16 protein-coding genes are annotated in these 14818 nt (G+C 34.3%); all 16 read right to left on the reverse strand.

The features are described 5' to 3' along the window. Positions 1-7: 7 nt before the first annotated feature. Positions 8-328, reverse strand: coding sequence for a hypothetical protein (locus tag DR871_RS12875; protein WP_113636882.1), 321 nt, complete (start codon positions 326-328; stop codon positions 8-10). Between the two features lie 173 nt (positions 329-501). Next, the gene (locus DR871_RS12880; RefSeq protein WP_113666526.1) at positions 502-1098 is read right to left on the reverse strand and encodes a class I SAM-dependent methyltransferase; all 597 of its coding nucleotides are present in this window, start codon (positions 1096-1098) and stop codon (positions 502-504) included. Between the two features lie 51 nt (positions 1099-1149). Beyond that, positions 1150-2187 carry a cytochrome d ubiquinol oxidase subunit II gene (gene cydB, locus DR871_RS12885; RefSeq protein ID WP_113666525.1) on the reverse strand — a complete coding sequence of 346 codons (1038 nt, stop codon included), beginning with the start codon at positions 2185-2187 and terminating at the stop codon, positions 1150-1152. Positions 2188-2208: 21 nt separating this feature from the next. Further along, on the reverse strand, positions 2209-3561 hold the full coding sequence (locus tag DR871_RS12890) for a cytochrome ubiquinol oxidase subunit I (RefSeq protein ID WP_113666524.1): 1353 nt from the start codon (positions 3559-3561) through the stop codon (positions 2209-2211). A gap of 6 nt (positions 3562-3567) precedes the next feature. After that, a complete protein-coding gene (locus DR871_RS12895; protein ID WP_242497116.1) occupies positions 3568-3966 on the reverse strand; it encodes a DUF983 domain-containing protein in 399 nt (132 codons plus the stop codon). Between the two features lie 79 nt (positions 3967-4045). Beyond that, the gene (locus tag DR871_RS12900; RefSeq protein ID WP_113666523.1) at positions 4046-4930 is read right to left on the reverse strand and encodes a helix-turn-helix domain-containing protein; all 885 of its coding nucleotides are present in this window, start codon (positions 4928-4930) and stop codon (positions 4046-4048) included. Positions 4931-4937: 7 nt separating this feature from the next. Further along, entirely contained in the window at positions 4938-5336 is a 399-nt protein-coding gene (locus DR871_RS12905; RefSeq protein ID WP_113666522.1) for a cytochrome C, read from the reverse strand. A 1-nt stretch (position 5337) separates the two neighbouring features. After that, on the reverse strand, positions 5338-5598 hold the full coding sequence (locus DR871_RS12910; RefSeq protein WP_113666521.1) for a hypothetical protein: 261 nt from the start codon (positions 5596-5598) through the stop codon (positions 5338-5340). Positions 5599-5603: 5 nt separating this feature from the next. Further along, entirely contained in the window at positions 5604-6617 is a 1014-nt protein-coding gene (locus DR871_RS12915) for a cytochrome c (RefSeq protein ID WP_113666520.1), read from the reverse strand. Positions 6618-6623: 6 nt separating this feature from the next. Next, positions 6624-8780 (reverse strand): cbb3-type cytochrome c oxidase subunit I, encoded by a 2157-nt coding sequence (locus DR871_RS12920; protein ID WP_113666519.1) that lies wholly within the window; start codon positions 8778-8780, stop codon positions 6624-6626. A gap of 93 nt (positions 8781-8873) precedes the next feature. After that, entirely contained in the window at positions 8874-10079 is a 1206-nt protein-coding gene (locus DR871_RS12925; protein ID WP_113666518.1) for an NAD(P)/FAD-dependent oxidoreductase, read from the reverse strand. Positions 10080-10197: 118 nt separating this feature from the next. Continuing rightward, entirely contained in the window at positions 10198-10878 is a 681-nt protein-coding gene (locus DR871_RS12930) for an ABC transporter ATP-binding protein (protein WP_113666517.1), read from the reverse strand. After that, complete coding sequence (locus DR871_RS12935) at positions 10875-12116, reverse strand: ABC transporter permease (RefSeq protein WP_242497117.1); 1242 nt, start codon at positions 12114-12116, stop codon at positions 10875-10877. The genes DR871_RS12930 and DR871_RS12935 overlap by 4 nt, the downstream gene beginning before the upstream one ends. Continuing rightward, positions 12116-13213: an efflux RND transporter periplasmic adaptor subunit gene (locus DR871_RS12940; RefSeq protein WP_113666515.1), complete on the reverse strand. Its 1098-nt coding sequence runs from the start codon at positions 13211-13213 to the stop codon at positions 12116-12118. The genes DR871_RS12935 and DR871_RS12940 overlap by 1 nt, the downstream gene beginning before the upstream one ends. Next, complete coding sequence (locus DR871_RS12945) at positions 13213-14523, reverse strand: TolC family protein (protein ID WP_113666514.1); 1311 nt, start codon at positions 14521-14523, stop codon at positions 13213-13215. The genes DR871_RS12940 and DR871_RS12945 overlap by 1 nt, the downstream gene beginning before the upstream one ends. Before the next feature lie 6 nt (positions 14524-14529). Further along, the gene (locus DR871_RS12950; protein ID WP_072944091.1) at positions 14530-14817 is read right to left on the reverse strand and encodes a cupin domain-containing protein; all 288 of its coding nucleotides are present in this window, start codon (positions 14815-14817) and stop codon (positions 14530-14532) included. Position 14818: the final 1 nt, after the last annotated feature.

Here is a 14818-nt window from a genome sequence, read left to right on the forward strand (position 1 = left end):
TTTTAATTTACGAAAATGAAAAAAAGTTTTGTGGAGGGTGAAAATTATTTCCAAAACTATTGAAATTATGCAGCTTACATTTTGTTTGGATGTTATTTTTTATTGCAATAAACAATTTGAATTCAATAATTTCGATGGGTTGAAAAAAGAGTACTATTTCTTTTTCAATACTAATATCTTTATCAGGATTTTGGTTTTCAGTTGCTTTCGCTATTTTTGCCAAAGCACACTTTCCATTACATTTCAAGATTGGTTTATCCTTGTTTTCGCAATATTTTTCGGTAAAGTCAGTATTATTTAATGAAAAATCAAGAATAGAATAAGTCATTCTTAAATTATAAAATAAAATAGATATTAAAAATACCGTTACAAATATATATTTCAGTACTGTTTTCAAAAGAGAAGTGAGTTAACAAGAGATTTTTGTAATCTTGAACAAATTTAAAGTATAATTTTTATGTGTAAGGTGATAAAAGTCACGTTCAGTTATTAGTTGGTTCTTTATTTTTTGGTTCCAACAAATCGAATGATATCGGCTTTGCCCTTATGAAATTCACCTTCATTTAATGCTACACTTTGTATTTCGCTGATATCACAATTTAATTCTTCAAAATCTTCAAGTATCATTTCTTTTGTGTAAAGCATCGCCAAATCTTTAGGTCCACCAGAGTTATTTTGCAATTGATTCGGATTAAAGGCTTCTATTATAATTTTGCCGCCGGGCTTCAACCAAGTGATTGCTTTTTGGTGTATTTTTTTTCGAATTGACGCAGGGAAATGCGCATAGATAAAAGCAACTGCATCAATAGTATTTTTTTCATAAGTTACCGTGACAGCATCTTCAATAGTATAATTTATGGATACATCTTTACGAGTAGCTAATTGAATTGCTTTTGATTTTCCTATTATACTGGTATCAAAAGCATGTACTTCCCATCCATTGGCGGCAGCATAAACGGCATTTCTTCCTTCGCCTTCACAGGGTAGAATGATTTTTCCGGGAGCTAACTGTTGGAGTTGTTCAGCGAAAAAAACATTAGGTTCTTCTCCATAAACATATTCTCTTTCGCTGTATCGTTCATTCCAAAAATTTTTCATATTTGTGTATTCTTTATTTTTTTACGGATTAAAATAAAATGCTATTTCGAATTAATAACTTGTATCATCTAGTTTCACTTTTCCGTTGAATGTGCGGTATAAAAAGATAAAATAAGCTGCAAGGAGGGGCGTGCCAATCACCACAATAGTCAACATGATTCCTAATGATTTTTGCGACGATGCGGCATTGTAAATGGTTACGCTATACTTTGGATCGATCGTAGAAATTAATAATGTTGGATACAATTGTAAAGCAACCAAAACAAGCAAAAACGCCATTGTCAGAGAGGAAAAAACCAGTGCGAGCATATATCTTTTTTTTGATGCTAAACGCGGAACATTGGCTACAGCCAAGAAAGAAATTAACGGAACAACGAAATAAAGTGGATTTGCTCTGAAATTTTCGGTAACTTCCGGTATAAAAACTAAAGTGTAAAGTGTGGTAATACCGAAGCTTATAATGAAAAATATCATTCCTTTTTTCAATAAGAAAGTAAGTCTTGCATGAAGTCTTCCTTCTGTTTTTAGTAATAAATAAATAGCGCCTTGGGTCATAAATAGCGATAAAGTGGTCAACCCAACCATTATTGCGTAAGGACTTAAGAAAGAGAAAAACATATCGCCTTTGTATGCGAAATTGGGTCCCAGTGCAAAGCCTTGTAAAATATTACCTAAAACTACACCAAGCAAAAATGAAATCATAATACTGGAAATACTGTATACGTAATCCCAAGTTTTTCTCCACCAAAGCATTTCTTCGTCACTTCTGAATTTGATAGCTACGGCACGAAGTACATTAAACATTAGAAAGAGCATAAAGGGAACATACATTGCCGATAACATTGTGGCGTACATTACCGGAAACCCAGCAAATAAAGCACCACCACCAATAACGAGCCATACTTGATTAGCATCCCAAACAGGAGCAATAGCATTGATAGCAATTCTGCGACTTAAATCTTTTTTTAAAAATAGATGCCATGCACCAGCTCCAAAATCAAACCCTTCTAAAATGGCATAACCTGAAAATAAAAGCCCTATGACTAAATACCATAAAGTAGGATAATCAACTCCTAAAAAATATTCCATAATTGATAATTTTTAAGTTTTTTAAATGGTTGTGAAATTTACCGGTTTCTCAGCTTCTTCATAAGGGCCGTGTTTGATTTTTTTGTTGACCATATAGATGAATAAAACAAAAAGGATCGTATAAACCACTAAAAATAAGATTAAAGAAAAGAGGATGTGACTGGAAGTCACTTCTTGTGAAAAAGCTTTATCGGTTCGTAACAGACCATAAACTACCCAAGGTTGTCTTCCCATTTCGGCTGCAAACCATCCTACTTGGTTGGCTATTTGTGGTAAAATTACAGCGAACGAAAAAATCCACAACAGCCATTTAGTTTCAAATAATTTTCCACGCCACCACATAAAACAAGCAAACAATGATAATCCAATTAAAGCCATCCCAATAGCAATCATAATATGATAAAACTGAAAAACAGCATTAATCTGGCTTGGTCGGTCTTCCACCGGAAAACTATTCAACCCCGTAATCGGCGCTTTAAAATCTTGGTGCACTAAAAACGATAGCCCGCCAGGAATACCAATCCCGGTAACTTTTTGTTTTTCTTTATCAACCCAACCCAAAAGATACAAGTCCGCTGGTGCTGATTTTTCGAAATGCCCTTCCATTGCCGCTAATTTTGCGGGTTGGTTTACTGCAACGCCATCTGCTGAACTGTGTCCAGACACTAACTGGCCTAAAGAAAAGATAGTTGCTACAACAAGCGCTATTTTAAATGCTTTTTTAGAAATTTCGACAAAACGACCTTTTCTGATATAATAAGCATGTACACTTAAGACCAAAAATGCTCCTGCCAAAATCGCTCCTTGCCAAGTATGGATGATTCGGTCTACGCTTGAGGGATTGAACACCATGGCCCAAAAATCAGTTACTTCGGCACGTGCCATTAATCCTTCACCCACGATGTGGAATCCTGCGGGTGTTTGTTGCCACGAATTAGCGACTACAATCCAAACTGCCGAAAACATCGAACCTAAAAAAACACCTAATGTAGAGACAAAATGAACCCAAGGCTTTACTCTGTTCCATCCAAAAAGCAAGACACCAAGAAAGGTGCTTTCTAAACCAAAAGCAAATAAACCCTCGGCGGCTAAAGCACTACCAAAAATATCACCTACAAATCTTGAATATACGGCCCAGTTGGTACCAAATTCAAATTCCATGATAATGCCGGTAGCCACACCAATACCAAATGTTAAGGCAAATATTTTAATCCAAAAGCGCGTTAAAATTTCATATTCTTTATTTCCGGTTTTAAGGTAAAGTCCTTCCATAAGAACCATAATCAAACCGATTCCAATGCTTAAAGGGGGATAGATATAATGAAAAGCAATGGTGAAAGCAAACTGAATTCGAGCAAGAATCTCTACGTCCATAAGTAATTATTTTTTAGTATTATTGGGGTGAAATTTATCATCACCATGAAAAAACATTGTCAACCACAACACTCTTGATAAACGCATTAACCACGGTTGAAGTGCGATAAGCAGTATTACATTTAGAGGAAACCACAACAGCACTTCTTTATTTTTGAAGCCGTAACCTGTAGCAGCAATCCATGCGATAAAAGTTACTATTGATATGCCAACTGTTAATCCGTAACTGACATAGCCGGTGCCTTGATAAAACCCAGGTTCTAATTCAGTGCGCTGACTGCAGAGGGAACATTTTTCGACCATTTTATTGCCATCGGTGATATTATACCATTTGTTTATGAACAAGTTTCCTTTATGGCATCGGGGACATTTGAATGAAAATATATTTTTTAAGAATTGAAGCATATTTAATATTTTAATCAAAAATAGTTTTTAAAGACAAGGTAGTGTGTGATAATTGTTACTTAACAAGAACTTGTTTGTTTTAAATTTGGTAGAACTGACTTGTATTTATAAATTTCCGTTTGAATGCATCAGGGGTTATGTTTTCATACTTCTTGAAGAAGCGACCAAAATAGGAATTGTCTTCAAAGCCTAATTCATAAGCAATTTCAGCAACCGTTTTTTGTTCGTGGATAAGTAAGCGCTTGGCTTCTAGCAGGATTCTATTTCTAATTAATTCCCCGGCTGCTATATTTACAACATCATTGCAAACGGAATTGAGGTAATTGGGACGAATATACATTATGGAAGCATACTCTTTTACAAAGTGTTTTTGTTTATAATGTTTGTCTATCAGTTCTTCAAAATGATGAACAAGTTGCAAGGATTGACTGAATTCAGTGTTTTTAGGTATAGGTTCAAACAATCGGTTTAAATCTATTAATAATAAATTAAGCAGGGAACGTAAACTTTTCTCATAATCAGCTTCATTGGTTTTATATTCATTTAACATCCATATTGCAATAGATTTTAACCGTTCAAATTTTTCTACAGCAATTTTTAAATAGGGTTGCTTATGACGATAGGTGAGAAACGAAAATTCACTTAATTGATAGTTTTGATACCGAAGTGCAAAAAAATCACTTTCGAATACTAATATATATCCCTCAATTTTATCAAAATCCAGCCATTGGTGAATTTGTCCATTATACATGCATGTTACAGATAGCGGTTCAATGGGAGATTCTTTAAAATCAATCAATTGTGATCCTGTATTTTTTTCATTAAGCAAAATCATGTAATAATTATGGCGGTGCGGAATATTTAATTTTTGCATAAAAGGTAAAAAATCCGAAGTATGGTACACCGCAAACTTTAGTTCATTTTGTGTTACTTCACTACATTTGATATTTTTAATTTCATTCATAAATTAATTATCCTAAAGAAGTTATTATATAATAAATTGCCCAAGCAACAAAAACAATTATAGCAGCCCACAACCAAGACGGTACATTTTTAGGCGTCTCGCTTCCGAAAATTAAAAATTGTTTTTGATTTCCTTTTCCATAGGCATTAATCATCATAGGCAAAATTCCATCAACAACATCATTGTCATTTAATCCATCTAGGGTTATAGCGGGACCGTTGCGAACGGTAAAAGGAATTATTCTGATGCCTTCTTTACCAGATGGATCCTTACTAACTATTTTTAGTTGATGTAAGCCATCAGTCAGTTTTCGAGTATCTAACTCAAAATTTACAGGGACATCAAATTCTCCGATGGGTTGAATTTCATCATCTACAAATATAATTATTTTGCTTTTACTGTCCATTTTATTCGAAATTTATAACGGTTCTTTTTATATGATTTGCATCGGTTTCTTTTGGTTTTACCAAATATTTTATGGCAAAAAATAAGGTAACAAAAACGGTAGCCACCATAGTCCATACAATTACATAGTCCAAGTTACTTTCGGGACCTGCACCATGTGCTATACCTCTTAAAATTTTGGGCTGTTGCTTTTCACACATCGGACAGGCATAAGTTGCTATTGATAGTATTGAAAACAGAATAGAAAATAGTGACTTTTTCATCTTACTTATTGTTTAGGTGCACTTAATTTTGCGAGATCCATTAATTTTTGTACTTGTTCCGGTGTTACCTTTTTAGCTGTGTTTCCCCAACTTGTTTTCTCATGGTTCATTATGGCTGCAACTTCTTCCGCTTTTAAATTTCCGTTAGTTCCTACTGCGGGCATTACTCCATAATCTTCTCTTGCGTCGTAGCCATTCATAATGATGCCTACCATAATTTCAGGATTGTCATCTAATACTATTTTACTTCCTTTTAAAGGAGGAAAAGCACCTTTTAAACCCTCACCATTTTGTTGATGACAACTCATACATTGGGCAGCATATAATTCGGCACCATCTAATTCCTTTGCACCAGCACCTGTCGTATCATCTGTTTCTTTTTTCTCTTTTTTATAAAGAAAATCTGGATTAGGTGTGCCATCTGGTAATTTTACTTGTTTTAATGATTGAAGATACGCTACTAAATTTAATGCCTCTTCAGTAGCTACTACATCTCCAATTTTACCATGCATAAATTCACTAGGTACATTCACTTTTATATCCCCTTTTTCTGCTTTTGATTTAATTTCAAATAACCAGGGATAAGGTGCCATAATGGATTGAGGCATGACAGTCCTGGGGTTATATAAGTGAACCAAATGCCAATCCTGGCTCGGTTGCCTTACACCAATATTGGTTAAATCCGGACCGGTTCGTTCTGTACCCATTAAAGTTCCAGCATTTTGCCAGATACTTTTTCGCGTACTTAGAGCATAGTCAGCTGCTATTCCGGGTCTGTCGCCCCAAGTTTTATCCATATCTACATTTCGAACTTGTTGCGAGTGACACCCGACACATCCCTCTCGAATGTAAATTTGTCGTCCGGCTTCTTGCTCTTTAGTAAGCGGAATACTTCCATATAATGGAGCATTATTTTCTTGGTTGTACTGTGATGGAAGAACGGCAACAAAAAGCGTTAGTGTACCAAAAAGAATTGTAGCAAGTGAAAAGAGTTTCTTATGTTCGTGAAATAGACTCATCGTTATTTATATTTTAGTTTCAACTGCATTAGTTTCAATATTTTGATTGATAAATTCAAATGCTTTTTCTTTTATATCAATCTCAATTGTAGGTTTCATCATTTTATACATATTGTAAGCTAAAACAATATGAGAAAGCCACATTAACGTTCCTCCGATAGCTCTCCACAACCAATACGGACCCATCATTACCACACTATCAATAAATGGTTTTCCTTCTGCCCACATCAATCCTTTGAGCGTACCACCAATCATAAGTGGTATGGTGTAAAATTGTAAGCCTATTAAAGCCAACCAAAAATGAGCACCAACACCCAGCTGTGGTGGTTCTTTGCCAGTAAGTCTTGGCACAATGGCATAAATACTTCCAAACAATAAAAAGGTAATGATACCATACATGGTTATATGAGAGTGGGCAATAGTAAAATCAGTAAAATGCCATATTAGATTAGTAGATCTGAAGGCTTCCGCAGTACCTTGGAAAGAACCTGTAAAATAATAGATAACACCCACAAAGAAGAATGGAAGAGAATAACTATTACTTATTTTTCCCCAAGAACCTCTAAATGTCATTAGATAATTTATGGTACCAGCGGTAACTGGAATAAGCATACCAACGCTTCCAACAATAGCAACAGTTTGCAGCCACCAAGGTAAAGCACTAAAAACAAAATGATGAGTTCCAATTACAGTATAAAAAAGAATTTGTGACCAAAAGGCTAGCACTCCTAAACTGTAGGAATAGATAGGTTTGTTCAGTTGTTGTGGCAACAGGTAATATAAGACCCCAAGCATAGAAAACATAAACCACATTCCAACGGCCTGATGCATATAATATCCTTGTACTATGGTTTCACCAATACCATCTTGCCCCATTGGGATATATGCAATTATAGCAACAATAAGGATGAAAATGTACGAAGCAATAATGAACCAGTTAGAGATGTATATTTCATGTGTGGTTCTTTTTGCTACAGTTTTAATAAAGTTAATCACGGTAAGCATCAAACCATAAGCCCATACTGCCATTATTGGCCAAATAATTTCACGATATTCACCACCACCATTATTAATTCCAGCCATTAAAGATATGCCACCAACCAACATCGCTACATTCACACATATCAAAGCCGTCCAGCCATTTTTTATACTGTGCAAAGGGGCATTACTCACCATTGGAACGATATAATAACCCAATCCCATGATTCCGATAGTTGCCCAAGCCCAAAAAACTAAATTGGTATGAACTGCTCTAAGTCTTCCTATGCTCAACCAACTGAAGGTATCTGCATCCGGTGCAATAAATTTAATACCTACATATTCACCAACACTACTTCCTATAAACAACCAAAATACAGCTGTGCCCAAAAACCATAAAATCAATTTAGTCAGTTGTGGATCAATTTTAGGGCGTTTTATTGGGGGACGTTTTACAGCAAAATAACGATAGTTTGTTTCTGAACTAATGCTTTTCAGTAATCCTTTTTTGTCTTCAGCTATTTCAGTGCCGGATAATTCAGTTGATGATAGGCTATAATCTAGTTTTTGTTTCAGTTCTTCTAATTTTTCAATTGGAGGAATGTTTTCTGGACTAGAAAGATATGCTGCTAATTCTTCAGCTTCTTTTATTTTTTGTGAGTTGAAGAACTGATTAAATCCCTTGTTCACTTTTATCGCTAAATATAAAAGAGCGAAAAATAAAGGAATAAATACCAAAACTAAAGTAATAATAACTCCCGGTTCAGAAAATAAATGTGCTCTATTTGCAGGTGCAGTTTGTGCGAAAGTTATTTGCGGCAGCAGTGAAATAACACCGAGAATCAGAACCGATATGATTTTATTGGATTGATTTTGTTTCTTTTTTAAAATTTCAATTTCAGAAGTACTTAAGTTATTGAAGTATTTTTTAAATTTATCTTTTTTAGTCAAATTTTTATCATTGAGAAAATGAGCAGTAACGGTATTTAGTTTTAGGACTAAAAGGAAAACCAGCCCCACAATTATTATAATTAAGCTTGTCATTAATCCTAAAAAACCTATTGATTTATTTGGAAAAAAACTTACTCCATTATCCGTTTGAGCACTTGTTGCTAATGGTAAAAGGAAAGTCAATGCTACAAAAAGGATCTGCTTTGAAAAGGTATGTTTCATTTGAAAAGCCATAATTATTTGTTTTAAATTATATTGTAGAATTCTTTTAAAGATAATTAAAAAAAGAGTTAATAGTGGTGCTTTATATTTTTAAAAAGATATCTATTACGCTGTTCCTTTCAATATTTTATTCCAATATAGCCAGGGTAAAACTTTTGTTTTTAAGATCCACATTGACCATCTTGGTTTTGCTTGATCAATAGGAAAAGACATTTTTGGAGTATTGCTGTAATCAAACTCAGCTAACATTAATTTTCCGTATTGAGTAGGAATTGGGCAAGCTGCATAACCATCGTATTTTGCTGTAGGTTGTTTATAGTCTAGTATCGAAAGTACATTTGCAACAACTACAGGAGCTTGTTTGCGTATGGCTGCACCTGATTTCCCACAAGGGGCGCTTGAGCTGTCTCCCAATGAAAATACATTTGAAAACTTATTGTGTTGCATTGTATATTTGTCAACATCAACATATCCTAATGGGATTGTCAGATTCGTGAGTGGGCTTTCTTTAATAAAGTCTGGTGCTGATTGTGGGGGTACAGCATGGCATAAATCAAATGGAATTGATTTTCGTTCTACTTCACCGCTACTATTTTCCTGTTCGTAATACGCAATTTTTTTATCCCCATCAATTTCAGTAACATCAACTTTAAAATGAGTTTTTATATTTCCTCTTTTTACTACTTCATCCAAAGTTTTCGCGTATTCTTTTATTCCAAAAATGATACTTCCACCAGAAAGGTAATGAACATCACATTTATCGAGGATTCCTTTTTTACGCCAATAATCGACAGCTAAATACATAACTTTATGCGGTGCTCCACCACATTTTATAGCGCCCTTCGGATTGGTAAAAATTGCGGTTCCTCCTTCAAAGTTTTTTATGAACTCCCATGTTTTCGGTGCAAATTCAAAAGAATAATTACTGCTTACATTATTTTTTCCTAACGTTTCTTTCAGACCTTTAATTTTTCCCCAATCTAATTGTATGCCTGGACATACAATTAAAAAATCATAACTAATTTCTTTACCATTAGTACAAACGACTGTATTCAGTTGCGGTTCAAATTTAGTTACTGCTTCTTTTATCCAAGTAGTTCCTTTTGGTATAAAATCCTTTTCCTTCTTTACCGTTTTATTGATATCATAAACTCCTGCACCAACTAAAGTCCAAGCTGGCTGATAATAATGTTTCTCGGAAGGTTCAATAATTGCAATATTTAAATTGCTTCTTTTTCGAAGTAATTGCGAAGCTACTGAAAGACCAGCATTTCCTCCACCTATGATTACTATTTGATAATGACTTGACATTTTGTTATAAATTTTAATTATACAAATTAAATCAAATTCAAGAATAGGTGTGTGGTGCTTTAATGGGTTTTAATGGTACTTTTTACTTTAAATAAAAAACACTGATAAATGTCATTGTTTATAAAATAATTCCATCGGCCATTTCAATAATTCTATCACTGGCTTTTGCAAAATCATTGTCGTGGGTTACCGCAAGTACCGTTTGATTAAATTCGGTCGTCAGATGTTTGAACAAATCAAAAACAATTGCTGCATTTTTACTGTCTAAATTCCCCGTTGGTTCGTCGCCCATAATGATTTTCGGATCGTTTATTAAGGCTCTCGCAATGGCAACGCGCTGTTGTTGTCCACCTGAAAGTTTGGAAGCGGGTTTTAATGCTTGGTCTTTCAAATCTAATTTTTCTAAGATGGAATACGCTCTTGATTCAATTTCTTCTTTAGAATATTTTCCTAATTTGAGTGCTGGTATCATTACGTTTTTTAAACTCGAAAATTCAGGTAATAAATAATGGAACTGAAAAACAAAACCTATTTTTTCATTGCGAATAGCAGCTAACTGTTCTTTTGTTTTTTGGGTTAAATTTTCACCGTCTAAAATAATATTTCCTTCATAATCCGTATCCATTGTTGAGAGAAGGTATAACAAAGTCGATTTTCCCGAACCTGATTTTCCTACCATAGTTACAAATTCTCCTTTATGAATGTCAAAAGAAATATCGTTCAATACCTTAAATTTTTCGGGTTCGTAAAAATATTTACTAACTCCTTTTGCTTGTAATAATAGTTCTGATTGTATCATTTTCTAAAAATTGTTATAGGATCTAATTTAGCTGCTTTTCTGGCCGGAATATATCCCGCCAATGTGGTTACGATTAATCCGAATCCTATTCCTAAGCCAAAGAATTTTGGGAAAAACCGAATCGGGAAAAAACCAATATCGCCGCCAACCCACATATTACCCATTACTTTTACTAAAAGCATCGCTAACACCAAACCAAATGCAATCCCGATTAATCCAATAACAATAGCTTCTTTTACAAAAATTTGGATGACATCTTTGCCTGAAAATCCAATCGCTTTGAGAATCGCAATATCATTCAGTTTTTCCATGATAGTCATATTCAAAATATTGTAAATGCCAAAAGCCGCTACCAGCATTATCGAAAATGAAATAGACATGGCCATCATTTTCCTGATTTTATTCGCTGCCGCTGCCGAAGCATTGGCTGTTTCCCAATCTTCAACTTCATATCCACTTAACTGTTTGAATTTTGGAATTAGTTTTTTAGCCGTTTCATAATCATTGATATTCACATAAATATCGGTTATGAAACTTGCGCCCTGTTTGTTGAGTTGTTGCGCTGCCGAAATGTTGGTATACGATAGTGTTTTGTCAGTATTTGTAACTCCGGTTTTCAATAACGCAACCACTTTCATCACTTTAGAAACGCCATAAGCTGTGGTGACCGAAATATTATCAGCCAACCGAACATTCAGTTTTTCAGCAATTCCAACCCCTAAAATGATTCCGTTTTGATTGGCTTTTAAGTCGGAATATTTACCTTCAACAATGTATTGTTCCAATTGAAACATCGTGTTTTGCTCCTCGATATTCACTCCGGATGTTCTTCCTGTTACTTGTGCTTCTCCATTATTGTAAAACACATTTGCCGAAACATTTGGCGTTACGCCAATTACCTCAGGTTGTTTTTTTAGCGCTTCGATGAGTAAATTCGGATTGATTAATTTTTTGCTTTCTTTGGTAATTTTAGGATTGGTAAGCAAGGCTAAATCGGTTTTGCTCGTTTTAACTAAAGGCTGGCTGATGTGTTCTTCTTTATAAATGCGTAAATGTGGCGTCGATTTAAATAAACTTTCAACAGAATATACTTCAAAACCATACATCAGCGAATTCATAAAAATAAAAATTGCAATCCCAACCGTAACTCCTAATGCAGCGACCATCGTCTGTTTCTTTTTGGAAATCAAATGGATAAAAGCAATTTCAGAATTGATATTGTGTTTGTAATTTTTCATCAGTATAGTTCTTTTAATACGATTTGATTTTCTTTTAAACCCGCTAGTATTTCAACATAATTAGAGGAAACAATCCCTGTTTTTACTGCTATTGGTTTTCTGTCTTCATCCAAAACTTTGTTACCATAACCCAAAAAACTTCTTGGAATAACTAAGGCATTTTGCTTTTTATTTACAAAAATATTAGCTTCTAATTGGGTTCCGGAAATAGCAAAATCCATAGGTTCTGTAAAAATGGCTTTTATGATAAAAGATTGCGACTGCTCATCAAAAGTGGGCAGTATTTCTGAAATAACGCCTTGGTAGGTTTTGTCACTGTTTACGTTCAGTTTTACCACGATTTGCTGGTTCAATTTTATCTTTCCCATATTGCTTTCGTCGATATTCAAATTGGCGTAGATTTTCTGGTTATTGGCAATCACCGCAATAATATCACCCTTGCGGACATAGTCGCCCACTTGCTTTTTCTGTTTGTAAATTTTACCGTTTACCAAAGCTTTTACTTCATTAAAATCCCGAAGAACCTGACTGTTTTCCAGTTGTTGGTTTTGAACAATTACTTGCTGATTGGCTTGAACCAAAAGATTTTGATATTGTTGTTCCAATGCCGAGACTGAAGCTCTCGAATTGCTCACGGCAACCAATATATTTTCGTACTCAACCTTAGCAATGCTGTTACTTTCAACGAGATTTTTATATCGAACAGCCAACAATTCATCTTGCTGCAGTTTTAATTTTGCTGCGTTCAGATTGGCTTTTGATTGTTGTAAAAGTGGCGCATTGGAACTGGTATTTGCTTTTGCGATTTGCAACAATTTGGAACCACTTTTAGTATTGATACTACTTTGCGGATTGTCGATTACAGCCAAAATTTTTCCAACAGCCACTTCATCGCCCTCATTAAAATTGATTTTGGTGATGTATCCTTCGGTTTGAGCCATCAAATTGTATTCGTCATCGGCTTTTAAAGTTCCCGATGCAAAGACCATTTCGGTGATATTTTTGCGTTCTACTTTGCTTTCTTCCGTTTTTTTACCACAGGAAAAAAGCAGTGCGAGTGATGCTAAAATTAGTGTGCTTTTTACTATTGTTTTCATTATTGAATGGTGTTGTTGAGGTTTATTTTTGTGGTCAAATAGGAAATATTAGTGGCTATCACTTTTAAGTTGAGTTCTGCATTTAATTTATCATTAAAAGAAATCATTAAATTATCAAGCGAAATCAAATCCTGATGGTATATTTCTAAATTTTTAGTGTAGGTGTCAATTTTCAGTGCAGCAATTTTTTGGTTAATCACATAACTGTCAACTGCTTTCTGATACTCTAATTTCAACTGTTGGTTTTGATTGTTTTCCTGAAGCAAATTGTGTTTTGCATTATCTTCGGCAATCGCAGCAGTTGTTTTTAAATTTCTTTTTTGCAGATATTTAGAAGCGTCCGGCAGTGCATAATTCAATCGAAGTCCTACATAAGAGGCTTGAAACGTATTTGAATTTGGATTAAAAAAGCCGGCATTGCTATTGTCTTGATACATCCAGTTTCCCACTAATGAAAGTGTTGGAAAAAACGAAGAATTGAAACTTTTCAACTCTTGATTGGAAACCTCTTGAAGCAACTTGCTCTGTTGACTCAATAAAGTATTGGTAACATCCAAAACAGTATTTTCCGTTGCATTTTCTTGTGTATCACTTATTTCTAAAACAGTTGTAATTGGAATATCACAGGCTGTTTTCAAAATGTTATTCTGTTGGAGTAGGACAGTAGCTAGTTGTGTTTCTTTATCTTCAATCTGCAATACATTTGCAGTAGCTTGATTCAAATCTTGTTGCCTGGCCAGACCTTCTTTTTGTTTGTTGGAAACAATGTCTTCAATCTTTTTAGTATTCGAATAATTGTCATGCAGTATTTCAATTTGTTTTTGAATGGAAACGATGTTGTAATAGGTGGTTGCTATGGTCTCAAAAAGATTTTTCTTAACCAATAAAGTCGTTGTAACGGCATAGTTTTCATTAATTTTAGACGCTTTTATTTTCTGCCAAGCTGGAATATTTATCAAATCAATCTGTGGTGTAATTGCAATGGTACTGATGTATTGTTGTCCAAATTGTGTTTCTTTAAAAGTACCGGGAGTACCCCCAAAGATTTCTGCCGGCAAATAATTAGAAGGTAATTGTAAATTATCCGTAGCCGAAGCCGTTGCATTTGCTCGTGGATTAAAAGCATTTATTTTTGAAATTAAAGTTTGGTACTTTGACAATGCCACTTGTTCGTTAGAAATTTTAAGTATTGCCGCATTTTTTTCGGCATAATGTAAAACTTGATCAATGGAGTTAAAAGAAACCACATCTTGGGCTTTTGATTGAAAACCAAGCAAAATGAGTAGTAGTATTTGAAATATATTTTTCATTATAATTTATTTAATGAGTAGTAAATTGCTGTCCATTTTTGCGTTTATCCAATGTTTTACATTTGCTTCAATAATTATATAGTCACCTGTTAGGAGTATTTCTTTTTTATGATTTTCATTCTCAAAAATTACATTCCCATCAATACATACTAATAATGCTGGTGTTTTTGTACTATGTTCTTTGAGTTGCTCATTCTTTAAAATTTTAAGCGCAATAACATTTCCTTCCATTGCTTTAAATAATTGCAATGTTGAAACAGCTTTGTCACTAATATGTAGATTGTTTAGTTTCATT

Source organism: Flavobacterium petrolei (assembly GCF_003314435.2).
GTDB classification, from domain to species: domain Bacteria; phylum Bacteroidota; class Bacteroidia; order Flavobacteriales; family Flavobacteriaceae; genus Flavobacterium; species Flavobacterium petrolei.